Here is a 20,924-nt window from a genome sequence, read left to right as displayed (position 1 = left end):
AAACCGCTCACCCTGTGAAAGTGAACGGTTTTTTTGCGCATCGTCAGCGATTACTTCTGCAACGCCACCTGGCGTTTTTCCCGGACTCTTCGAGCCAGTATGTTGAGTGTTTCGACCGTAGCCGAGAACGCCATAGCTGCATACACGTAGCCTTTAGGCACATGGGCGCCAAAGCCTTCTGCAATCAGCGTCATACCAATCATGATCAAGAAGGCCAGCGCCAGCATGACCACGGTCGGATTTTCGTTGATGAACTTGGCCAAAGGCTCCGATGCCAGCAACATCACCAACACCGCCACCACGACGGCAATGACCATGATCGGCAAATGCTCGGTCATCCCCACGGCGGTAATGATGCTGTCAATCGAGAACACCAGGTCCAGCATTAAAATCTGCCCGATCGCGGCAGCGAACCCCAATGACACGCCCGATGGCGTGCTCTGGGTCTCACCTTCGGCGTGCGGGCTCATGCTGTGATGGATCTCACTGGTGGCTTTCCACACCAGGAACAGGCCGCCCGCAATCAGGATCATGTCCTTCCACGAGAAGGCCTTGCCTAAAACCTCGAACACCGGCGCGGTCAGTTGCACGATGTAAGCAATGGTGCCCAGCAAGCCCAGGCGCAGGATCAACGCCATGCCGATACCGATTCGGCGGGCCTTGGTGCGGTATTGCTCAGGCAATTTGTTGGTGAGGATCGAGATGAAGATCAAATTATCGATCCCCAGCACGATCTCCATCACGATCAGCGTGGCCAGTGCGATCCAGGCAGTTGGGCTGGCAGCCAGTTGTAAAAGGTAATCCATAGGTGCGTTCGGACTCAGATGTAGGGCGAATTAAATGGCTTGCGAGGAATCTTTATTGTCTTTGGGTGCTGCGTCCGGCTCGGCGGGCTTATACCCGGTCGCCTCATTGAGCGCCTGTTCTGCGGCTTTATGCGTATCGTCGATGGCCTGCTTGGCGCTCTCGGCCGTTTTACTGAGCATCTGCTGCGCGGCTTTCTCGGCCTGATCGCAACCGCTCATCAATAAAACCGCTGTCGCAAGCAGTGTAGCAACGCCCCGTTTTCTCATCGTCATCTTGCCTTTCCTCTCTCAATCATTGGTCACGGCCAGCGCACGCGAATAACGCGAGAGTCTAGACAGACCAACAGTTCAGTAAAATTCGTTTTTTTAAGGCGTATACTTCGCTTTTTACGAAGTGTTACTGGGCTAATGCTGAATTATCGACAGCTGCACTACTTTTGGGTGGTTGCTAAAACCGGCAGCATTGTGCGCGCCTGCGAGCAACTCAACCTCACCCCCCAGACCATCAGCGGCCAAATCAGCCTGCTTGAGCAAACTTATGGCCTGCCTTTGTTTAGGCGGGTCGGCCGACAACTGGAATTGACCGAAACCGGCCGACAGGTACTGCCCTATGCTGAACAGATGTTTCAGCTGGGCAGTGAGTTGGAATGCATGCTGCGCATGTCACCCAAGGAGCAACAGATTTTGTTCCGCGTGGGGGTGGCGGATGTCGTGCCCAAATCGATTGTGTACCGGCTGATTGCGCCAACCATGGCGCTGGAGGCGCCGATCCGCATCACGTGTCGCGAAGACAAACTGGATCGTTTGCTCGCGGACCTGGCGATTCAGCGGCTGGATCTGGTGATTTCCGACAGCCCCATGCCTTCACACCTCGACATTAAAGGCTTGAGTCAGAAGCTGGGTGAATGTGGCATCAGTTTTTTTGCCACAGCCCTGCTGGCCAAAGACTATTCGCACAATTTCCCCCACTGCCTGCAGGGCGCCCCGCTGCTGATTCCGGGCCCCGAAACCGTGTTGCGCAGCCGGCTGTTGCGCTGGCTGGCTGAACAACACATTCAGCCGCGCATCGTCGGCGAATTTGACGACAGCGCCCTGATGCAAGCCTTCGGACAATCGGGTACGGGCGTGTTTATCGCCCCCAGCGTGATCGCGGATGAAGTGATCCGCCAGTTTGACGTGGAACTGATCGGCCAGACGCACGCCGTGACCGAATCGTTTTACGCCATCACCGTGGAACGCAAGATCAAGCACCCCGGTATCGTGGCGATTACCGAAGGTGCGCGACGCGAGCTGTTCACCGATCTTGGCGATTAGGGTCCGTACGCACTGTTTTCAACGCTGAATCAGCGATGCGCACATCCATTTCATACAGCGCCTAGGCGCAAATCTCGCGCTTTTTAGAGGTCATGAGCATCAAAGCGAGCAGGATCGACACCACAATAAAGCCCGCGGCCGCGAAACCAAGGCTGCCCAGGCCGTAGTGGTCGATAACCCGGCCGCCAACCATGGCGCCCAGCCCGATGCCCAGGTTCGCCCCTGCGATGTTCAGCGAAGCCGCAAAGGCCGGAGCGTGGGGCGCCACTTTCATCAGGCGCACATGGCTGACCAGAAACAGCGCAGCTTGCGTCACGCCCCAGACACCCATGGCCGCCGCCAGCCCCAGCGTGGAATGAATGCTCGGCACCAGCGCCACCATGCCGCCAATCATGAAGGCACAGAACACCATCGAGGCGATCAGCGGATGACGATCCACCATGCGACCACCCAACGAATTGCCAATCAGCCCGACCGCACCGAACCCCATGAGACACCAGCCCACCAACGTGCCATCAAAGCCTGCCAGGCGCTCGAGAATATCCGCCAGATAGGTGTAGGCGGTGAACATGCCGCTGAACACCAGGACCGACAAGACAACGTGACCGATCATCAATGGGCTGCGCAGCATGGCGAATTGAGAGCGCAACGTGACGGCGGCTTTAACCACCCGCGTTGAAGGCAGGTAAATCCACAACAGCAAAGCCTTGGCCAGCGCCACCACCGCAAGGATGCCGAACGCACTGCGCCATCCCCACGCATCCGATATCAACGTGCCTACCGGAATGCCGAACACCGTCGCGCACACAATACCGAAACCGATTTTAGCGATCGCACGCCCCGCATAGTCAGGGCCCACGATGTCTACCGCCGTTTCACTGGCCAGCGCCCAAAACACCGGCAAACCCAAGGCAGGCAACAGACGCGCAAATGCCATCACCCAAATAGTCGGCGCCAATGCGGCCACCGTGTTGGCAAAGGCGAACATCAACAAAATGCCTATAAACAGACGTTTACGCTCGAACCTGGCGAAATAGGCGGTCAAAAAAGGGCCGAGCGCCGCCACCGTAAAGGCGAACAACGTCACCAGCAGCCCGGCCTGGGGCACGCTGACATCAAGGTCCCGCGCAATAGAGGGCAGCAAGCCGACGATGATGAACTCGGTCGTGAGCACGGTAAAACCGGCCGCAGACAGCAGCAGGATGGGCAACAACATGGATAACTCCAGAGACGGCAAGGCCAGCGAAAGCCAAGTGGCCCGCTGATTTGAATAAGAGTGGATGGCGCAATGGTAACAGAATGATTCGCAACACGCGTCGGCCGAATCCACGGCCCTGACACGGGTTCAGCTGTGACAGATTGCCCTTGAGCAGGAAAGTTCCCGCAGCCCTATGATAAAGTCCGCGCCCCGCCATGGTTTTAGTCACACAGACGTATCCAATAGACACGGCTATTATCTGCTGCGCACTTTTCGCCCCCTGAGATCTGTGGGAAACATCTGACATTTTTGTTCGCACACGATCATTGATTGCGGCACCCACAACAACTAGAGAGTCCCCTATGACTGACGCTTCACCTTCCCTGCTGCACCGGCTCAAACGCACCAGCCTGGTGACCCAGATCGTGATCGGCCTGATTGCCGGGATTCTGCTGGCCTGGCTCGCCCCGTCGGCGGCGCTGACCGTAGGCTTTATCGGCAAGATTTTTGTCAGCGCCTTGAAAGCGGTAGCCCCCATTCTGGTATTTGTGCTGGTCATGGCTTCGATCGCCAACCACAAGCATGGTCAGGAAACCCACATCCGCCCCATTCTGGTGCTGTATCTGTTTGGCACGTTTGCAGCCGCGGTCGTCGCTGTGGTCGCCAGCATGCTGTTCCCGTCCAATCTGGTGCTGTCCACCCACGACGTGGCGATTTCTGCACCTGGCGGCATCAACGAAGTCTTGCAAAGCTTGTTGTTGAGTGTCGTAGACAACCCGGTCAGTGCCCTGATGAACGCCAACTTCATCGGTATCCTGGCGTGGGCCATTGGCATGGGGATTGCGATTCGTCATGCCGGCGAAACCACCCGCACCGTGCTCAATGACCTGTCCAACGGTGTCACCCTGATCGTGCGCGTGGTGATCCGTTTCGCACCGCTGGGCATCTTCGGGCTGGTGGCCTCAACCCTGGCTTCTTCGGGGTTTAATGCCCTGCTGGGCTATTTGCACCTGCTCGTCGTGCTGATCGGCTGCATGCTGTTTGTGGCGTTGGTGGTCAATCCGCTGATCGTGTTCTGGAAGCTGCGCCGCAACCCGTTCCCACTGGTGTTTCTGTGCCTGCGTGAAAGCGGTATCACTGCCTTTTTCACCCGCAGTTCGGCCGCCAATATCCCGGTCAACATGGCCTTGAGCGAGAAACTGGGCCTGCACGAAGACACCTATTCCGTGTCGATCCCGCTGGGCGCCACCATCAACATGGCCGGTGCGGCCATCACCATTACCGTGTTGAGCCTGGCCGCCGTGCACACACTGGGCATCCAAGTCGACCTGCCTACAGCCATATTGCTGAGTGTGGTAGCGGCTGTTTGCGCCTGTGGCGCATCGGGCGTAGCAGGCGGTTCGTTGTTGCTGATCCCGCTGGCGTGCAGCCTGTTTGGCATTCCCAGTGAAATTGCCATGCAGGTCGTCGCCGTGGGCTTCATCATCGGCATCCTGCAGGATTCGGCCGAAACCGCCCTCAACTCGTCCACCGATGTGCTGTTTACCGCCGCCGCCTGCATGGCGAAAGAAGACAAGGCCGTCTGACGCCACGCCTTTGCACACTCGTCAAGCGCTGCCCGCAGGCGGCGCTTGAACACTGTCGCTGCACATTTTAGTGCGCATTCATCGCTGAATCAGAACGCACCCATGTAATCGCGCTTGCCGATTTCAACGCCGTTATGGCGCAAAATCGCGTAGGTGGTGGTGACGTGGAAGAAAAACTGCGGCAAACCGTAAGTGAGCAAATAGGCCTGGCCGGTGAAACGCTTCTCTTTGGGCGTTCCCGGGCGGGTCACGATTTCAATCCCTTCCTTGCCATCCACCTGCTCCGGCTTGAGGGTGTCCACAAATGCCAGCACCTTGCTGATCAGCGCTTGCAGTTCGGCAAAGGTGGCTTCGTTGTCGTCATATTTGGGCAGTTCAACTTCGGCCAGACGTCCCGAAACGCCTTTGGCAAAATCCACTGCAATTTGCACCTGACGCACCAACGGGAACATGTCCGGCGCCAGACGCGCTTGCAGGAACACACTGGGGTCAATGTTCTTGGCCGTGGCGTGCGCTTCTGCTTTGGTCAGCACACCACTCATGGCGTTGAGCATTTGTTTGAACACGGGAATGGACGCTGCGTAGAGAGAGATAGTCATGAGGGTCTCGACAGTCGGTGGGCACAATGAATGAGCGCCGATTATAGACACGTCGCTGCGCTAAAGCGGCTTGTCTTTCCACAGCCATTGGTTTTAGGGGCTGTTCCCGTTGCATCGCCGCTGCTACGCGGCTTGCAATGGAACGGGGACAGCCCCTAGGCTAGCCGCCTTCCAACGCACAGGGAAAACGTGATGAACAGCGAACACGAGACCGACGTCGAAGCCCGTCTCAACAGCACGGAAATTCGCATCCTCGGCGCCTTGATCGAAAAACAGGCCACCCACCCCGACACGTACCCGCTGACGCTGAATGCGCTGGTGTTGGCTTGCAATCAAAAGACCAGCCGCGAGCCGGTAATGAACCTCAGCCCCGGCCAGGTCGGGCACAGCCTGCGGGCACTTGAGGGGCGAGGCTTTACGCGCTTGGTCATGGGCAGTCGCGCAGATCGCTGGGAGCACCGGGTCGATAAAGTGCTGGAGCTGGTGCCGGCGCAGGTGGTGTTGATGGGGTTGTTGTTCCTGCGTGGCCCGCAAACCCTCAATGAGCTGCTGACCCGCAGCGCGCGCATGCACGACTTTGAAGACACCGATCAAGTGCAGCATCTATTGGAACGCCTGATCGCCCGTGATCTGGCATTGTTGCTGCCCCGTCAGAGCGGTCAGCGTGAAGACCGCTACATGCATGCGCTGGGTGACCCGGACGACATGGACGCCATCCTGGCTGCGCGCCAGCAGCCATCTGAGCGAGGCAGCGCTTCAGGCCTGTCCGTGGAACGCTTTGAAGCACTGGAAGCTCGGGTTGCAGCACTGGAAGCGCGGCTGGCCGCACTCGAATAACCTGATCGCCGGGCACCATCAATCGCCCGGCTTTGCACTCAACCCCGAGCAAACGCCACGGCGGCCCGGAACTGCTCGGGGGTCGGGCGTACGCCGGTGTAGAGCACGAATTGCTCAAGGGCCTGGATGGCGATGACCTCAAGCCCGGTAATGACCTGCTTGCCCAAGGCGCGACCGCGAACAATCAGCGGCGTCTCTGACGGGATTGCCACCACATCGAAAATGACCGCTGCCTGATTGATCGCATCCTCTTCAAACGCCAGATCATCGGCTTCTGCCCCGCCGCTCATGCCGATGGGGGTGACATTGATCAGCATTTGAGGCCGGGCGGGCCCCAACTGCGCTTGCCATTCATAGCCACAATGCCGGGCCAAAGCCGAGCCGGACGCTTGATTGCGGGCCACGATCACACCGTGTTTGTAGCCACCGTCCCGCAGGGCAGATGCCACGGCTTTGGCCATGCCGCCACTGCCATGCAAGGCGAATGTTGTGTCTTGGCTGATGTTATGGCGCTCCAGCAACTGCGCGATAGCAATGTAGTCCGTGTTATAGGCCTTCAAATGGCCGTCGGTGTTGACCAGGGTGTTGATCGAGTCAATGGCCTTGGCCGATGCGTCCATCTCATCCACCAACGCAATGCACGCCTCTTTGAATGGCATTGAAACGCCACATCCGCGTATGCCCAATGCCCGTATGCCGGTCACCGCGCCCGGCAGATCCTGTGTAGTGAAGGCTTTGTAGTAGAAGTTAAGCCCCAATTGCTCATAGAGATGATTATGAAACCGCAGTCCAAAATTGCCGGGGCGGCCCGACAGTGAAATGCACAACCGGGTGTCTTTGTTCGGGTTCATCTGCATGTTCATCTCCTGAGAAAAGCGTTCAGATAGACGGCTGCGGCCGCTTCAAGGGGGATTGATCGTGTCCGGGCCGGCCACGCTGAAACGAGTCAGCCGCCGACGACCTTACACAACATTTACCAAGAGGCGCCGCAGTTTTTTTGAAAAACGCGGTCTGAGTGTTATCCCCGCACCCTTTTTGTGGCCTGTGTCAGGCTGAACTGCCGGGGCTGCTATTCGAGGAACGTCATGATGCGCAACATCCCTAAAGTCGCGTTGCTGATTAGTGCACTGGCCGTCGCGGGCCAGGCATCTGCCCACGGTGGCTGGGGCGCGGGACCGGCCGTGTTCGGTGCGGTGGTGGGTGGGGCGATCATCGGTTCAGTGATCGCCCATCACGATCGGAGCCCGGTCTATGTGCAACAACCGCTCTATGCTCAGCCGCAACCGGTCTATGTGCAGGCCCCGCCCGTGTACTATCAGCCGCAACCGGTCTACATGCCGGCGCCCCAGCCGGTTTACTACCAAGGCTATTACGGTCGACCACACCCTGTGCAATACGGACCGCCCCGGGGGTATTACGGGCCACCACGCTGGTAAAGGCTGGTCTGAATAGATGATGTGAATGTCGCAGGTGAAACACAAAATGTAACGTGTTTGCGGCATGATTGGACACGGATGCGCCCGGCAGCCTGTCAGGACTCGCCGGGCGCAGCGCGTTTCAATTGCCGCACACCTATAAAAACAAGGACGACCTTCATGCCGACTCAACACCCTCATCGCCGGGCTGACCTCTGCACCTCCAGCAAGGTTTACGAAGCCCTCACAGAACTCAAGCAGCTTGAAGGGCACCGCTCTGCCAAGCTGGTTTCACTGCTGGCCCAGCACCTGGTCGACAAAGGCATGCTCAATGAGCAAGAGGTCATGCATATGCTGGACCTGGTGGTGGATTAACCTGGCGCACGCACTAACCTAATCCCTGTCGATGGCGACTATCACGCGCAATGATTTTTTGTGCTGCGGCGCACGCCGTAAGGTGGCTTCATTGATTGAAGGAGGTGTGTATGTCCAAGGTTCATGTCATGTCGATGGTGGGCAGCGCAGTGCCTGCTCCACTGCGCGCTGACGGCTTGTTGGCCTGCTGGTATGTGGTGATCGACGGGGTGCCGGTCAGCGGCCCGTTTACTTCTCGGGCCGCCGCTCAAGTCAAAGCCACCAGCGAAACAGATAAAACAACGCCACACTGGACACGACACTGAGCAACACGTTGCGACTCCAGACCATCAGCCCGATCGCACACAACCCGGCCAGCAGGTACGGGTTGTCGAGGCTGAGATTCAGCGCTCGGTCCTTGACGAAAATAATCGGCCCGCAAATGGCCGTCAGCATCCCCGGCACAGCGAAGCCCAAAAACTCCTTCACACCTCTATTCAGACGGATAGGCAGCCGCGGCTCCAGAAACAGATAGCGGTTGAAAAACAAAATCAGCGCCATCCCGACAATAATCACCCACATCATTCGAAAAACACCCCTGCTCGCTTGCTCAAGTAACCGGCCGCCATCCCGGCCAGCCCCGCCAGCACGATCGCCGACTCCCACTGCCAATAACTGAACAGCACCACGCTCACCAGTGAAACGGCCACGCAAATGATCGTCGGGACATTGCGCACCACGGGCGTAATCAGGGCAATGAACGTCGCGGCAATCGAGAACTCCAGCCCCAACTGGTCCAGGCCCGGAATGCTTTTGCCGAGGACCACGCCCATCAGGGTGAACAGGTTCCAGCCGATGTACATGCACAGCCCGACACCCAACGCATACCAGCGGTTAAACGTCTGGCGATCCTGACTGCTGACCAATGCAAAAAACTCATCGGTGAGTAAAAAGCCCAGACCGAACCGCCATCTGGCGGGCAGCGGTGAAACCACGGGGCGCAAATGCATGGCGTACAGCAGGTGTTGAGACGTCAGCAATAAAGTCGTCAGCAGGATCGACAACACGCTGGCACCGCCCTTGATCATGCCAATGGCCACCAGTTGCGCGGCGCCGGCGAACACCAGCACCGACAGCCCCTGGCTTTGGGCGGGGGTCAGTTGGGCATCGATGGCGGTTGACCCCGCCAGCAGCCCCCACGGCGCACAGGCAAGCGTCAATGGCAGACAAGCAATCACACCGCGTATGAAGGCGGCTCTTGGAAGCGAATGGGGCATTTAAAACATCCTGATGGTCAGCAGCGGCAAAGGGTCGCAACAACGCCACGCAAAGTCTTGAACAATCTTGCTCAATGCGCGCCCGGACCGCTCAAACGACGTAGCGGTACGGCCACGACAGTTTGACGAAAGGTCAATCCTGGTCTTTAGTCAGCCGGAATCGTTATCCGTTATCTCCCGCCCACAGCTTCCACGAGGAACCATCATGAAAGACCTGAAATCCGCCAAGGAAACCAGAAAGGCCGATCTGCGGACACCTTCGGCGCTGAGCGATGAAGCTTGCATCAACATTGCAGCCGAAGTGAACGCGCTGCTGGCCGATACCTTCGCCATTTACATGAAAACCAAGAATTTCCATTGGCACATGTCGGGTCCGCACTTCCGCGATTTCCACCTGCTGCTGGATGAGCAATCCGATCAGATTTTTGCCACCACCGATGCGATCGCCGAGCGTGTGCGCAAGCTGGGTCGCACCACCCTTCGTTCGATCGGCCACATCAAGAAGCTGCAACGCCTGCTCGATAACGACGCCGATTTCGTGACCCCGGAAGACATGCTGGCCGAGTTGCGTGAAGACAATATCCAACTGGCGGCTTACATGCGTGAAACCCACAGCATGTGTTCGGAGCTGGGCGACGTCGCGACGACCAGCCTGCTGGAAAACTGGATCGATGAAGCGGAACGCCGTGTGTGGTTCCTGTTCGAATCGTCGCGTACCAAATAAAACACAACGCCGGTTTGATCCCGATCAAACCGGCGCTGCAGATGAATTATGTTTCACTCAGCCCGCGAACCGCAGCTTGTATAGTGGCCCTTGCTCATTCAATGAACCCTTGCCCGCCTACCCCTGCGGGCTTTTTTTTGCCTTTCAAACGCCCTGCCTGAACACCAGCGCTTTCAATCCGCATTCGGGGTCGGCATCCGGAAATTCGGGCGGGTTGGCCAGTCGCTGATCAAAGCGCAACCCCGGCGCATGCTCGGTCACGCCGCCTATCAAAAAGTCCGACCCCAGCGACGGGTCATTCATGCACGCCAACACTAAACCGTTTTCACTCAACAACTCTGGCAAACGGCGCACCACCCGCTGGTAATCCTTGGTCAGCAGAAAACTGCCTTTCTGGAAGGATGGCGGGTCAATGATGACCAGGTCATAAGGGCCGGTACTTTTGACCTTGCCCCATGACTTGAACAACTCATGCCCCAGAAACGTGACCTTGCTCATGTCGTGGCCATTGAGGCGATGGTTATCTCGGCCCCGGCTCAACGCCGCGCGCGACATGTCGAGGTTGACCACATGCTCGGCTCCGCCCTCGATGGCAGCCACCGAAAACCCGCAGGTGTAGGCAAACAAATTCAGCACCCGCTTGCCTTGGGCGTGGGCTTTGACCCACTCGCGACCGTAACGCATGTCGAGAAACAGGCCATTGTTCTGCTTACGACCCAAATCCACACGGTAGCGCAGCCCACCTTCAGTCAGCGTCCACTCGTCAATGGCTTCGCCCACCAGCCATTCGGTGTCGCTTTGCAGGGTATAGCGATGCTGCAACACGAGGGTGTGCGCCCCGCTGGCTTGCCATACCGGCGTCTGCGCCAGGTTGATCAACAGGGCTTTTAGGGCTTGCAGCGCAGCGGCTTCAGGCTCCTTGAACAGCGAGACCAGTACCACGCCTTGCAGCCAATCCACAGTCAATTGCTCCAGCCCCGGCCAGCAGCGACCTCGCCCGTGAAACAAACGGCGGGTCTCTTCGGGGGGGCTTTGCAGGGCGGTCAACAGATGCGAGTCGAGGATGGAAAACGCTTCAGAGGTCATCGGTGGGGCCGGTTATTTCAAAGGGCGGGCATTTTACACAATTACCTCGGCCTCCACGCCAGCCTCGCACCCTAAGACGGCTCCTTCGGCCTGGGGTCAGAGGTGAGTCTGTGCCCCTTGGTACATCGCCCCGGCCTAACGGATCGCCTTTGTCGCTGCCGAGGCTTAATCAGACGAATTACGTGAAAAAGACGCTGTAACTGCCTGCGACCTCAGGCATTTCTACGGTTATTGATACATACTCAACAAATGTAACTCGATGTGTAATGCATCGCGATGCAGCCAGTCACCTCCCACTTCTTTTCGAGTCAATCTGCGTGAAAAGTCATCTTTCGATTCTTGGCCTGTTTTTAGTCCTCACAGGCGCCGCCGCTCCCTCAATCGCCGCAGCGACTGAAAGCACCTCTGCACCGCGCGACACCTCACAACTGCATATCGCGTCAGGCAGCGCGATGCTGGTTGATCTGCAAACCAACAAAATCATTTACGCCAGCAACCCTGACGTCGTGGTGCCGATCGCCTCGGTGTCCAAATTGATGACCGCCATGGTAGTGCTGGATGCCAAGTTGCCGATGAATGAATACATCGCGGTCAACATCAGCGACACCCCCGAGATGAAAGGCGTATTTTCCCGCGTCAAACTCGGCAGCGAACTGACGCGCCACGACATGATGCTGATTACCCTCATGTCCTCAGAAAACCGCGCCGCGGCCACCCTTGCACACCATTACCCCGGCGGTTACGTGGCGTTTATTGCCGCCATGAATGCCAAAGCCAAAAGCCTGGGCATGATGCACACCCGCTATGTGGAACCGACCGGCTTGTCGATGCATAACGTCTCGACGGCCCGTGACTTGAGCAAGTTGCTGGCAGCCGCCCGTCAATACCCGATGCTGAGCCAATTGAGCACCACCAAAGAAAAAACCGTCGCCTTTCGCAAACCCAACTACACCTTGGGCTTTCGCAACACCGACCATCTGGTCAACAAAGACAAGTGGAATATCAAGATCACCAAGACGGGCTTCACCAATCAGGCGGGGCACTGTCTGGTGCTGGTGACAGAAATGGGCAACCGCCCGGTTTCGCTGGTGATTCTGGATGCATTCGGCAAATACACCCACTTTGCCGATGCCAGCCGGATCCGCAGCTGGATTGAGACCGGCAAAAGTGGCAGCGTGCCGGATGTGGCATTGCGCTATAAAGCCGACAAGAACCTGAAGGCCCGCCCGGCGGCCCAGCCTCACCCCTCAAAGTAATCAGTGTGACCCGGGCCCGGAATGCCGGGCCGGGCTCAACCTCGCTTCAATGTCTGCTTATGGATGTACATCGCACGGTCGGCGTCGAGCAACAGGCTTGCGACCGAGTCATGGTGTTGAGGGTCATATTCAATCTGCCCGACACTGAAACGAATCGCATAACCCCGTGACGCGCTTGCATTGCGCTCATCGAGCAACGCTTGCAAGCGAGCCATGATGGCGGCGATGTACACGCAGTCCGAGCCGGTCAGCAACACGACAAATTCATCCCCGCCCAATCGCCCGATCACATCGCTTTCACGAAACGCGATGCGCAGCACGTCGGCAAAGGCCTTGAGGGCCAGATCACCTTCGGCGTGGCCGTAGGTGTCATTGATCTGCTTGAACTCATTGAGATCGAAAAACAATAACGTCGCCGGCCTGCCCCATTGCCTGCAATACGCCAGGCCATGACGCGCCAAGGCTTCGAAGCCGCGCCGGTTGGAAAGCAGGGTTAGCTCATCCATGGTCGCCAATTGCACAGCCACCAGCTCTTGCTCGGCCATCGCTGCCAAATCCCGCAACAACTCACGCTCATCGTCGCTAAGCACACGGGGCAAAGTATCGATCAGGCACAGCGTGCCCACTTTATCGCCGTTAGCAACTTTGAGCGGACAGCCCGCGTAAAAACGGATGCCCGGATCGCCCAATACCAAGGGATTGTCATAAAAGCGCTCGTCCAGCACGGCGTCGCAGATCATCAAAATCTGGTCGCCCAAAATCGCGTGCCCACAAAAGGACACGTCGCGGGGCGTTTCAATGACATCAAGGCCAGCCGCCGATTTGAACCACTGACGCTCGGTATCCACCAGGCTGACCACGGCAATCGGCACATTGAACACGCGCCGCGCCAGACGGGTCAGGCGGTCAAATCGCTCTTCCGGCTCGGTGTCGAGGACATTCAACCTGTGCAAGGCTTCTAAACGAGCCGCCTCGTCGACAGGTTTGTCTGGAACCCGCATGCGTCACTCCTTTGTGCACGAACAGGTACAAGCGTAGTTCACAGCGTCTTTTAACGAGAGATGGCCGACCAAACGCCGAAGGGAGGGATTAAAGAAAGTGCAGGCACTTGTCTCGGGGAGAGGTCGAAAACAAATGCCTGCGTACTGCTCGTCAATGCCTGGGTTGCTCTTTTTTCGGTTTTTTAATGGTTTCTACGGTGGTTTCCCGAGGTCGACGCCTGGCCTCTTCCAGAGGAATAAAGAGACCGGTTGCGGAGTCGCGAGCACGTTTGTTTTTCATGTCAATCACCTGTGAATGGCGCCGGACACGTGGTGCGCCCGGTCGGCTATCTTCAGGCTAGTCGACGAAAAACCTCTGAAAGCCATCCGGAAACAAGCGCTTGCAGTTCCGTGCCTACCCCCGAATACAAAGAACCCCGCCTGAAAAGACGGGGTTCCGGACACGCCACTGCGGGATCAGTTTTGCAGGGCTGGCTGTTCCCCATTGATCGGGATGCGTTTGGCTTTTGCCTCTTCAGGCACTACCCGTTGCAGATCAATGCTCAGCAAGCCATTGCTCAGGTTTGCACCTTTGATCTCGATGTGGTCATCGAGGCGGAAGGACAGTTTGAACGCCCGTTGTGCAATACCCTGATGCAAAAAGGTCACGCTGTCGTCGGTGCTGGTTTCACGTTTGCTGCCGCTCACGCTCAACACACCTTTCTCCACTTGCAGGTCCAGGTCTTCCTGCTGGAAACCCGCTGCCGCTACGACAATGCGATAGCTGTCTTCACCGCGTTTTTCAACGTTGTAGGGTGGGTAGCCACCGCTGGTGTCATTGCGAAGCGCGGTTTCGAACAAATCACTAAAACGGTCAAAGCCGACAGAATTACGGAACAGTGGCGCCAGAGAAAATGCAGTGCTCATAATTTAGCCTCCTGATTTCAGCGAGATTTTGTCTCCGCGACCCGGTTTCGGCATCGCGTACTCCCTAAATAGGGACCGACCCAATCATTTCAAGAGGTTTTTTTAAAAAAATTTTCAGGCGTTTGAAGCCGCATCCATGGGCGGGTTGTTGACCAGATGACGGACTTTTTCACAATCGGTTTCGCGGCGCATCGCATTGAACAGCACGGTGGCCTCGGGATAATTGCGCGTCAGCATCGCCAGCCACTGCTTCAGACGCCCGGGGGCTGAGCGCGGGGTCAGTTGAGCCTGAGCCTGGGCCCAGAAATCACGAATCATGGGCTGCAGGTCAGCCCAGGTCATTTCGACGACCTCCTCCCCGGCCCGCGCTGCGGCGATCTGCCGGGCTAGGTCTGGCCTGGAAACCAGACCCCGGCCGAGCATGATGTCTTCAGCACCGCTGATTTCGCGGCAACGGCGCCAATCTTCAACGGACCAGATATCCCCATTGGCAAACACCGGCACCTTGACGACCTCTTGCACCTGGGCAATGTATTCCCAATGCGCAGGTGGCTTGTAGCCATCCATTTTGGTCCGGGCATGCACGACGATCTGGCTTGCGCCGCCTTCTGCCAGCGCAATGGCGCATTCGTTAGCGCTGTCAGGGGTATCGAAGCCCAGACGCATCTTGGCCGTGACCGGGATATGAGCCGGTACGGTACGACGCACTTGCAACAGGATCGCATGCAGCAGTTCCGGTTCTTTGAGCAGCACGGCACCGCCACGGGACTTATTAACCGTCTTGGCCGGACAGCCAAAATTCAGATCGATCACTTCAGCGCCCAACTGGCAGGCCAGCGCTGCGTTGTCTGCCAGGCACGCAGGATCGGACCCCAGCAATTGCACACGCAGCGGTACGCCTGCACGGGTCTTCGCGCCGTGCTGAAGCTCAGGGGCAAACTTGTGGAAGTAGGCTTCGGGTAGCAGACGCTCGGTGACCCGAATGAATTCGGTGACACACCAATCAATACCGCCGGTGCGGGTCAGGACATCACGCAGGATGTTGTCGACCAACCCTTCCATCGGCGCCAAGGCAATTTGCATGGGTGACTCTCATAAAAAAACGTGCGGCAGTTTACGCGCTAACGCGGGCAATCGGTATCGCGTTGCACGCCCTATCAGGCTGGCACAACCGCCGGACCATAGCCATCGAGGAATTCGGGCGGCAGGCGTTTGGCTTTGCCGCTGGACAGTTCGATGCACACAAACGTGGTGTTAGCCCGCAGCAACGTCAGCCCGTCGCGCGGCCTGATCAACTGGAAATGACGCGTCATGCGCAAGCGTCTGTCGCAATCGATGATCCACGTCGCCAGTTGCAACTCGTCACCTTCATAGGCGCTGGCCAGGTAATCGATTTCATGCCTGGCCACGGCCATGGCGCGGTCAAGACGACGGTATTCCGTGAGGTCCAGCCCGAGGCGCTGAGAGTGACGCCAGGCGCATCGTTCCAGCCAGACAACATAGGCAGCGTTATTGGCATGGCCAAAACCGTCGATGTCTTCAGCCTGCACCTGCAGATCAATGATGAACGGCGTTGCCAAATCCCAGCTCATGCCCAGCCTCCACGCTTAAATAAAGGGCGCAGTGTAACGCAGCAGGTCTGTTTAAGGTGGGGAGCGGCGCAGGGCCAAACGAGGGTGATGACGAGGATGACAAAAGCTTCAGACAAACAAAAGGGCCATTCAATAATTGAATGACCCTTAAAAATCCCGCAGAGCGGGTAATCGTGGCGTCCCCTAGGGGACTCGAACCCCTGTTACCGCCGTGAAAGGGCGGTGTCCTAGGCCACTAGACGAAGGGGACACAAACCCTTCTAACAGTGATCAGGCATTTGCCTGATCGATTCAACGCCAGTGTGGCCCGACGTTGAACTGTAAATTGGTGGAGCTAAACGGGATCGAACCGTTGACCTCTTGCATGCCATGCAAGCGCTCTCCCAGCTGAGCTATAGCCCCGATTTATCGCCTGGCGGCGGAGCAACACCGAAGTGCTGCTTCTGTAAAACTGGCGTCCCCTAGGGGACTCGAACCCCTGTTACCGCCGTGAAAGGGCGGTGTCCTAGGCCACTAGACGAAGGGGACACAAACCTTCTAACAATGATCAGCGCTGAGAGCTGATCGATTCAATGCCGGTGTGGCCAAGCATTGAACTGTAAATTTGGTGGAGCTAAACGGGATCGAACCGTTGACCTCTTGCATGCCATGCAAGCGCTCTCCCAGCTGAGCTATAGCCCCAAACAGTCAGTGTTGCGTGTTGCTGTGTGGACGGGGCGCATATTAAGACTGGATCGGTAGGCTGTCAAACTTATTTTCAAAGTTTTTTAAAAAAAATGGTCGAGAGAACAACCACTTACCCTTACCACCCCGTAAATACGGGCCCCGCATACAAAACGTGCCGTCGCTGCCAAAGGCCTAAAAGGGCCGCGCAGCGGTCCTGACCCCAGCCTGCGGCAGCGACGGCACCTCAAAACCGATCAACCGATTGCGTTGAACAGCTTTTCCCACTCTTTGTTTTCTTTCTTCGAGACACCGCCCAGCAGCTCCAGCGCCTGACGCAAGCGGAAACGCGTCAGGTCCGGGCCCAGAATCTCCATGGCGTCCAGCACCGACACCGAGCTGGCCTGCCCCGTGATCGACGCAAACATCAGCGGCATCGCATCGCGCAGCTTCAGCTCAAGGGCATCCACCACCGTTTGTATGCAACCGGTGATGGCGTCTTTTTCCCACTGACGCAGGCTTTCGAGCTTCCACAGGATCAGTTGCATCAGTTGACGCACTTGATCGCCGGACAACTTTTTGTGCTCAAACAGCTTGGCATCCAGTTGCAAGCCTCCCGAGAAGAAGAACCCGGCCAGCGGCGCGATCTGACTGAACGTCTCGACCCGCCCTTGTACCAGCGGCGCGATCTTCATCATGTACTCGGGGTTCAGCGCCCATTGCTGGACACGGCTGGCAAATTCATCCAGCGGCAAGTCACGCAACCATTGGCCATTGAGCCAGGAGAGTTTTTCAATATCGAAAATCGGACCGCCCAGCGAGACACGGGACAGGTCAAAGTTGTCGACCATCTCTTGCAGCGAGAACTTCTCGCGCTCGTCAGGCATCGACCAACCCATGCGACCCAAGTAGTTGAGCATCGCTTCGGGCATGAAGCCCATGCGCTCGTAGAACGTGACCGAGGTCGGGTTCTTGCGCTTGGACAGCTTGCTCTTGTCCGGGTTACGCAGCAGTGGCATGTAGCACAACTGCGGTTGTTCCCAGCCAAAGTACTCGTAGAGCAGGATCAGTTTCGGCGCCGACGGCAGCCATTCTTCACCGCGCAATACGTGGGTAATGCCCATCAAATGATCGTCGACCACGTTGGCCAGGAAGTACGTCGGCAGGCCGTCGGTCTTCATCAGCACTTGCATGTCCATGCGGTCCCACGGGATCTCGACGTCGCCGCGCAGCAGGTCTGGCACCACGCACACGCCTTCGGTCGGCACTTTCATGCGGATCACGTGCGGCTCGCCAGCGGCCAGGCGCCGGGCCACTTCTTCCTTGGACAGCAACAGCGCGCGACCGTCGTAGCGCGGGGTCTCGCCCTTGGCCATTTGCTCGGCGCGCATCTGGTCCAGCTCTTCTGCGGTGCAGAAACAAGGGAACGCATGCCCCATGTCGACCAGTTGCTGGGTGTACTGCTTATAAATATCGCTGCGCTCGCTCTGACGATACGGGCCATGCGGGCCGCCAACGTCGGGGCCTTCGCTCCAGGTGATGCCGAGCCAGCGCAGGGCATCGTAAATCTGCTGTTCGGACTCACGGGTCGAACGCAATTGGTCGGTGTCTTCGATCCGCAGGATGAACTCGCCGCCATGCTGCTTGGCGAAGCAGTAGTTGAACAAAGCGATGTAAGCGGTGCCGACGTGGGGGTCGCCGGTAGGCGATGGCGCAATGCGCGTGCGAACGGTGGTCATGGGCGGTCTCGAAGTGGAGATAAAACAAAGGGCCGAATGGTAACAGGCCGACCCCGCTTGGCTCCAGCTCAGGACTGACCGTCGAGACAGATCGCCGCCCCCGTGACTGTAAAAACAGCAATAGCCCGGCTGTATCGACCCTATCGGCGGAAAAAACCCCACGACCGATGTAACCTCACACCCATTGCCCCTGCCCGCCTCCCGCACAAAAACAACCGGAGCCTGCACTTGACATTTAGCCTGCCGAAAATCCCCACTGCGCCCTTCTGCCCGCCTGAAGTCAGCGGCAGCGTAGCGGTGGACCCCCGCGCACCGTTCTGGAAGCGCGCCTTGCGTTTTGCCGGGCCGGGCCTGCTGATCAGTATTGGCTACATGGACCCCGGCAACTGGGCGACCGCCATCGAAGCCGGATCGCGCTACGGCTATAACCTGTTATTCGTCGTGTTGCTGGCCAGCCTCGCAGGCATGGCGGTGCAATGCTTGTGCTCGCGACTCGGCATCGCCACCGGCCGCGATCTGGCGCAACTGTGCCGCCAGCGCTACAGCACGCGCTCAGCCAGGGTGCAGTGGCTGCTGGCCGAAGTCTCGATCATTGCCACCGACCTCGCCGAAGTCCTTGGCTGCGCCCTGGCGTTCCACTTGTTGCTGGGCTGCTCGCTGACCTTCGGCATCGCGCTGACGGCCTTCGACACCCTGCTGATCCTGGCCCTTCAAGGCAAAGGCTTCCGTCGGCTGGAAGCCATCATGCTGGTGCTGGTGATGACGATTGGCGTGTGCTTTTTTGTCGAGCTGGTGCTGATCAAACCCTATTGGCCTGACGTCTTCGACGGATTCAAACCGTCCCTTTCGGCGATCAGCGAAGCGGCGCCGCTGTACCTGGCCATCGGCATCCTCGGCGCCACCGTGATGCCGCACAACCTGTACTTGCACAGCTCCGTGGTGCAAACCCGGCGAGTGGGCAACGACTACGCCAGCAAGCTCGACGCCGTGCGGCTGGCGCGGATCGACACCATCGGCTCGCTGGCGCTGGCGCTGATGGTCAACGGCGCGATCCTGATTCTGGCGGCGGCCGCGTTTCACACAACCGGCCACACCGACGTCGTGCAAATCCAGGACGCCTACCGCCTGCTCGACCCACTGGTGGGCGGCGCGATGGCCAGCGTGCTGTTTGGCGTGGCGCTGCTGGCCTCCGGGCAAAGCTCGACGTTCACCGGCACCATCGCCGGTCAAGTCATCATGGAAGGCTACCTCGACCTGCGCATCCCGTGCTGGCAGCGGCGCCTGATTACCCGCGGGCTAGCCTTGATCCCTGCATTTGCGGGCGTTTGGTTGATGGGCGACAACGCCGTCGGCAAGCTGTTGATCCTCAGTCAGGTGGTGCTCAGCCTGCAATTGCCGTTTGCGCTCTACCCCCTGATCCGCATGACCAGCGACGTCAAACTGATGGGCCCCTTCGTCAACCGCCTGCCGACGCGCTTGCTGGCGTGGTTTCTGTTCGCGGTGATCAGCGGGGCCAATATCTGGTTGATTGCGCAACTCAGCGTGGGTGACTGAGGGCGCGCCCTCACCCGGCCAGCCGCTCATCCAGCCAGCCAGCCACCCGCTCATGAATCCCGGCCACTTCTTCGAGCAAGCCGCTCATGCGCATGAAGTCATGGGTCATCCCCGGTTCTTCCCACCTCACCACCTCATTGCCCGCCTGTTCCAGTTTGGCGGCATAGGCCAGTCCCTCGTCATGCAACGGATCAAACCCGGCCAGGTACACCAGCGCAGGGGCCACGCCGCTGACATCCGGGGCCAGTAACGGTGAAAGACGCCAATCCTGCACATCCGCCGTGGTTCGGGTGTAGTGCCCGTAGAACCAGTCCATGGTGGCGGTTTCGAGCAGATACCCATGGGCGAAACGCTGGTGGGATTCACGTTTGCAACTGCCGTCGGTGACCGGGTACAGCAACACTTGCGCGCGCGGCACGATGGCCACCTCCTGCGGGTCGCGCACCGCCAGAATCGCGAGCACCGTGCTCAATGTGCCGCCCGCACTGTCACCGGCAAACGCCACGCGGGTAGCGTCCAGCCCATGACGGGCGCCCTCGCGCAGCAACCAGTTCACTGCGTCGCAGGCATCTTGCACCGCCGTGGGGAACACCCACTCCGGGGCCAGCCGGTAATCCACGGCCAGCACGGCGAATTGCCCGGCATGGGCCAACCGGCGACACAGCCCGTCGTGGCTGTCCAGACTGCCAATCACATAACCGCCGCCGTGGAAGTAGACCACCACCGGCAGCGGTTGTGGCGTTAGCTGCGGGGCGCGATACAGGCGCGCTGGCAAGCTGAAACCATCCCGGGCCGGGAGGCGCAGGTCGTAACTGTCGACGCCCGGCAACGGCTCGTCCAGCACCCCGGCACTCATTTCAAACTCCAGCCGGGCCTGTGCCGGGCTCAGGTCATGCAGGGCCTGCCTTTTGCCGGTCATGCGGCTGAACTCGGCCAGTTCCAAAAAGGCTTCCAGCTCCGGTACTACTGACATACGCGTGTCCTTGCAAATAGCCTTCGGCACGGGTTGCCGAAGGC

General features: G+C 58.5%; 24 protein-coding genes and 4 tRNA genes. 9 read left to right on the top strand and 19 right to left on the bottom strand.

What is annotated here, in order from left to right:
- Window positions 1-50: 50 nt before the first annotated feature.
- Entirely contained in the window at window positions 51-806 is a 756-nt protein-coding gene (locus IF654_RS09825; protein WP_169895552.1) for a TerC family protein, read from the bottom strand.
- 30 nt (window positions 807-836) lie between these two features.
- The gene (locus tag IF654_RS09820; protein ID WP_047275004.1) at window positions 837-1,079 is read right to left on the bottom strand and encodes a hypothetical protein; all 243 of its coding nucleotides are present in this window, start codon (window positions 1,077-1,079) and stop codon (window positions 837-839) included.
- A gap of 135 nt (window positions 1,080-1,214) precedes the next feature.
- Here IF654_RS09820 and nhaR point away from each other — a divergent pair, with 135 nt between their 5' ends.
- Window positions 1,215-2,120 (top strand): transcriptional activator NhaR, encoded by a 906-nt coding sequence (nhaR, locus tag IF654_RS09815; protein WP_047275006.1) that lies wholly within the window; start codon window positions 1,215-1,217, stop codon window positions 2,118-2,120.
- Between the two features lie 61 nt (window positions 2,121-2,181).
- Here the strand turns inward: nhaR and IF654_RS09810 are convergent, their stop codons facing one another.
- Complete coding sequence (locus IF654_RS09810; protein ID WP_194862514.1) at window positions 2,182-3,336, bottom strand: MFS transporter; 1,155 nt, start codon at window positions 3,334-3,336, stop codon at window positions 2,182-2,184.
- Window positions 3,337-3,680: 344 nt separating this feature from the next.
- Between IF654_RS09810 and sstT the strand changes: the two genes are divergently transcribed.
- Window positions 3,681-4,904 carry a serine/threonine transporter SstT gene (gene sstT / locus IF654_RS09805; RefSeq protein WP_047277448.1) on the top strand — a complete coding sequence of 408 codons (1,224 nt, stop codon included), beginning with the start codon at window positions 3,681-3,683 and terminating at the stop codon, window positions 4,902-4,904.
- An 89-nt stretch (window positions 4,905-4,993) separates the two neighbouring features.
- Here the strand turns inward: sstT and IF654_RS09800 are convergent, their stop codons facing one another.
- Window positions 4,994-5,503 carry a DUF1993 domain-containing protein gene (locus IF654_RS09800; RefSeq protein ID WP_047275013.1) on the bottom strand — a complete coding sequence of 170 codons (510 nt, stop codon included), beginning with the start codon at window positions 5,501-5,503 and terminating at the stop codon, window positions 4,994-4,996.
- 192 nt (window positions 5,504-5,695) lie between these two features.
- Here IF654_RS09800 and IF654_RS09795 point away from each other — a divergent pair, with 192 nt between their 5' ends.
- Entirely contained in the window at window positions 5,696-6,340 is a 645-nt protein-coding gene (locus tag IF654_RS09795) for a YceH family protein (protein WP_094989883.1), read from the top strand.
- 38 nt (window positions 6,341-6,378) lie between these two features.
- Here IF654_RS09795 and IF654_RS09790 read toward each other — a convergent pair whose 3' ends face one another.
- On the bottom strand, window positions 6,379-7,197 hold the full coding sequence (locus tag IF654_RS09790; protein ID WP_070412346.1) for a shikimate 5-dehydrogenase: 819 nt from the start codon (window positions 7,195-7,197) through the stop codon (window positions 6,379-6,381).
- A 228-nt stretch (window positions 7,198-7,425) separates the two neighbouring features.
- On the opposite strand from IF654_RS09790, the gene IF654_RS09785 reads away from it, so the two are divergent.
- The 3 genes from IF654_RS09785 to IF654_RS09775 all read left to right on the top strand — a co-directional run bounded on the left by IF654_RS09785 (window position 7,426) and on the right by IF654_RS09775 (window position 8,435).
- Entirely contained in the window at window positions 7,426-7,776 is a 351-nt protein-coding gene (locus IF654_RS09785; RefSeq protein WP_047275019.1) for a hypothetical protein, read from the top strand.
- A gap of 159 nt (window positions 7,777-7,935) precedes the next feature.
- Window positions 7,936-8,130: a hypothetical protein gene (locus IF654_RS09780; protein ID WP_047275021.1), complete on the top strand. Its 195-nt coding sequence runs from the start codon at window positions 7,936-7,938 to the stop codon at window positions 8,128-8,130.
- Window positions 8,131-8,240: 110 nt separating this feature from the next.
- Window positions 8,241-8,435 carry a hypothetical protein gene (locus tag IF654_RS09775; RefSeq protein ID WP_080960211.1) on the top strand — a complete coding sequence of 65 codons (195 nt, stop codon included), beginning with the start codon at window positions 8,241-8,243 and terminating at the stop codon, window positions 8,433-8,435.
- Here the strand turns inward: IF654_RS09775 and IF654_RS09770 are convergent.
- On the bottom strand, window positions 8,383-8,694 hold the full coding sequence (locus IF654_RS09770) for an AzlD domain-containing protein (RefSeq protein ID WP_047275023.1): 312 nt from the start codon (window positions 8,692-8,694) through the stop codon (window positions 8,383-8,385). The two genes, IF654_RS09775 and IF654_RS09770, sit on opposite strands and share 53 nt — an antisense overlap.
- Window positions 8,691-9,386, bottom strand: a complete 696-nt coding sequence (locus IF654_RS09765; protein ID WP_047275025.1) for an AzlC family ABC transporter permease — start codon at window positions 9,384-9,386, stop codon at window positions 8,691-8,693. Before IF654_RS09765 ends, IF654_RS09770 begins: the two co-directional genes overlap by 4 nt.
- Window positions 9,387-9,591: 205 nt before the next feature.
- Between IF654_RS09765 and IF654_RS09760 the strand changes: the two genes are divergently transcribed.
- Entirely contained in the window at window positions 9,592-10,110 is a 519-nt protein-coding gene (locus tag IF654_RS09760) for a Dps family protein (RefSeq protein ID WP_047275027.1), read from the top strand.
- 144 nt (window positions 10,111-10,254) lie between these two features.
- Here IF654_RS09760 and IF654_RS09755 read toward each other — a convergent pair whose 3' ends face one another.
- On the bottom strand, window positions 10,255-11,196 hold the full coding sequence (locus IF654_RS09755; protein ID WP_047275029.1) for a class I SAM-dependent methyltransferase: 942 nt from the start codon (window positions 11,194-11,196) through the stop codon (window positions 10,255-10,257).
- A 317-nt stretch (window positions 11,197-11,513) separates the two neighbouring features.
- Here IF654_RS09755 and pbpG point away from each other — a divergent pair, with 317 nt between their 5' ends.
- Window positions 11,514-12,452 (top strand): D-alanyl-D-alanine endopeptidase, encoded by a 939-nt coding sequence (gene pbpG / locus IF654_RS09750; protein WP_047275370.1) that lies wholly within the window; start codon window positions 11,514-11,516, stop codon window positions 12,450-12,452.
- 35 nt (window positions 12,453-12,487) lie between these two features.
- On the opposite strand, the gene IF654_RS09745 is transcribed toward pbpG, so the two are convergent.
- From IF654_RS09745 to gltX, 10 genes are all read right to left on the bottom strand, one after another.
- A complete protein-coding gene (locus tag IF654_RS09745; RefSeq protein ID WP_047275031.1) occupies window positions 12,488-13,453 on the bottom strand; it encodes a GGDEF domain-containing protein in 966 nt (321 codons plus the stop codon).
- Between the two features lie 151 nt (window positions 13,454-13,604).
- Window positions 13,605-13,733: a hypothetical protein gene (locus tag IF654_RS23105; RefSeq protein WP_255164191.1), complete on the bottom strand. Its 129-nt coding sequence runs from the start codon at window positions 13,731-13,733 to the stop codon at window positions 13,605-13,607.
- A 176-nt stretch (window positions 13,734-13,909) separates the two neighbouring features.
- Window positions 13,910-14,359 carry an Hsp20 family protein gene (locus tag IF654_RS09740; RefSeq protein WP_047275033.1) on the bottom strand — a complete coding sequence of 150 codons (450 nt, stop codon included), beginning with the start codon at window positions 14,357-14,359 and terminating at the stop codon, window positions 13,910-13,912.
- A gap of 114 nt (window positions 14,360-14,473) precedes the next feature.
- Window positions 14,474-15,442, bottom strand: coding sequence for a tRNA dihydrouridine synthase (locus IF654_RS09735; RefSeq protein ID WP_047282520.1), 969 nt, complete (start codon window positions 15,440-15,442; stop codon window positions 14,474-14,476).
- Window positions 15,443-15,516: 74 nt separating this feature from the next.
- Complete coding sequence (locus IF654_RS09730; RefSeq protein WP_047282521.1) at window positions 15,517-15,951, bottom strand: acyl-CoA thioesterase; 435 nt, start codon at window positions 15,949-15,951, stop codon at window positions 15,517-15,519.
- A gap of 174 nt (window positions 15,952-16,125) precedes the next feature.
- Window positions 16,126-16,201 (bottom strand) — tRNA-Glu (locus IF654_RS09725).
- Window positions 16,202-16,277: 76 nt separating this feature from the next.
- A tRNA-Ala gene (locus tag IF654_RS09720) sits at window positions 16,278-16,353 on the bottom strand.
- A 50-nt stretch (window positions 16,354-16,403) separates the two neighbouring features.
- A tRNA-Glu gene (locus tag IF654_RS09715) sits at window positions 16,404-16,479 on the bottom strand.
- A gap of 77 nt (window positions 16,480-16,556) precedes the next feature.
- Window positions 16,557-16,632: transfer RNA gene (locus IF654_RS09710), tRNA-Ala, on the bottom strand.
- Window positions 16,633-16,871: 239 nt separating this feature from the next.
- On the bottom strand, window positions 16,872-18,353 hold the full coding sequence (gene gltX / locus IF654_RS09705; RefSeq protein ID WP_047275040.1) for a glutamate--tRNA ligase: 1,482 nt from the start codon (window positions 18,351-18,353) through the stop codon (window positions 16,872-16,874).
- A 228-nt stretch (window positions 18,354-18,581) separates the two neighbouring features.
- Here gltX and IF654_RS09700 point away from each other — a divergent pair, with 228 nt between their 5' ends.
- A complete protein-coding gene (locus tag IF654_RS09700; RefSeq protein ID WP_047275042.1) occupies window positions 18,582-19,907 on the top strand; it encodes an Nramp family divalent metal transporter in 1,326 nt (441 codons plus the stop codon).
- Window positions 19,908-19,917: 10 nt separating this feature from the next.
- Here IF654_RS09700 and IF654_RS09695 read toward each other — a convergent pair whose 3' ends face one another.
- Window positions 19,918-20,880, bottom strand: a complete 963-nt coding sequence (locus tag IF654_RS09695; protein WP_094988070.1) for an alpha/beta hydrolase fold domain-containing protein — start codon at window positions 20,878-20,880, stop codon at window positions 19,918-19,920.
- Between the last annotated feature and the right edge of the window lie 44 nt (window positions 20,881-20,924).

It is taken from the genome of Pseudomonas lundensis (assembly GCF_015377145.2).
GTDB classification, from domain to species: domain Bacteria; phylum Pseudomonadota; class Gammaproteobacteria; order Pseudomonadales; family Pseudomonadaceae; genus Aquipseudomonas; species Aquipseudomonas lundensis.
The sequence above is the reverse complement of the archived record's forward strand: the minus strand, read 5'-3'. Positions and strand labels throughout refer to the sequence as shown.

Coding starts and splice junctions, on each gene's coding strand:
- IF654_RS09825 (WP_169895552.1), bottom strand. CDS start 806: ATGGATTACCTTTTACAACTGGCTGCCAGCCCAACTGCCTGGATCGCA.
- IF654_RS09820 (WP_047275004.1), bottom strand. CDS start 1,079: ATGACGATGAGAAAACGGGGCGTTGCTACACTGCTTGCGACAGCGGTT.
- nhaR (WP_047275006.1), top strand. CDS start 1,215: ATGCTGAATTATCGACAGCTGCACTACTTTTGGGTGGTTGCTAAAACC.
- IF654_RS09810 (WP_194862514.1), bottom strand. CDS start 3,336: ATGTTGTTGCCCATCCTGCTGCTGTCTGCGGCCGGTTTTACCGTGCTC.
- sstT (WP_047277448.1), top strand. CDS start 3,681: ATGACTGACGCTTCACCTTCCCTGCTGCACCGGCTCAAACGCACCAGC.
- IF654_RS09800 (WP_047275013.1), bottom strand. CDS start 5,503: ATGACTATCTCTCTCTACGCAGCGTCCATTCCCGTGTTCAAACAAATG.
- IF654_RS09795 (WP_094989883.1), top strand. CDS start 5,696: ATGAACAGCGAACACGAGACCGACGTCGAAGCCCGTCTCAACAGCACG.
- IF654_RS09790 (WP_070412346.1), bottom strand. CDS start 7,197: ATGCAGATGAACCCGAACAAAGACACCCGGTTGTGCATTTCACTGTCG.
- IF654_RS09785 (WP_047275019.1), top strand. CDS start 7,426: ATGATGCGCAACATCCCTAAAGTCGCGTTGCTGATTAGTGCACTGGCC.
- IF654_RS09780 (WP_047275021.1), top strand. CDS start 7,936: ATGCCGACTCAACACCCTCATCGCCGGGCTGACCTCTGCACCTCCAGC.
- IF654_RS09775 (WP_080960211.1), top strand. CDS start 8,241: ATGTCCAAGGTTCATGTCATGTCGATGGTGGGCAGCGCAGTGCCTGCT.
- IF654_RS09770 (WP_047275023.1), bottom strand. CDS start 8,694: ATGATGTGGGTGATTATTGTCGGGATGGCGCTGATTTTGTTTTTCAAC.
- IF654_RS09765 (WP_047275025.1), bottom strand. CDS start 9,386: ATGCCCCATTCGCTTCCAAGAGCCGCCTTCATACGCGGTGTGATTGCT.
- IF654_RS09760 (WP_047275027.1), top strand. CDS start 9,592: ATGAAAGACCTGAAATCCGCCAAGGAAACCAGAAAGGCCGATCTGCGG.
- IF654_RS09755 (WP_047275029.1), bottom strand. CDS start 11,196: ATGACCTCTGAAGCGTTTTCCATCCTCGACTCGCATCTGTTGACCGCC.
- IF654_RS09745 (WP_047275031.1), bottom strand. CDS start 13,453: ATGCGGGTTCCAGACAAACCTGTCGACGAGGCGGCTCGTTTAGAAGCC.
- IF654_RS23105 (WP_255164191.1), bottom strand. CDS start 13,733: ATGAAAAACAAACGTGCTCGCGACTCCGCAACCGGTCTCTTTATTCCT.
- IF654_RS09740 (WP_047275033.1), bottom strand. CDS start 14,359: ATGAGCACTGCATTTTCTCTGGCGCCACTGTTCCGTAATTCTGTCGGC.
- IF654_RS09735 (WP_047282520.1), bottom strand. CDS start 15,442: ATGCAAATTGCCTTGGCGCCGATGGAAGGGTTGGTCGACAACATCCTG.
- IF654_RS09730 (WP_047282521.1), bottom strand. CDS start 15,951: ATGAGCTGGGATTTGGCAACGCCGTTCATCATTGATCTGCAGGTGCAG.
- gltX (WP_047275040.1), bottom strand. CDS start 18,353: ATGACCACCGTTCGCACGCGCATTGCGCCATCGCCTACCGGCGACCCC.
- IF654_RS09695 (WP_094988070.1), bottom strand. CDS start 20,880: ATGTCAGTAGTACCGGAGCTGGAAGCCTTTTTGGAACTGGCCGAGTTC.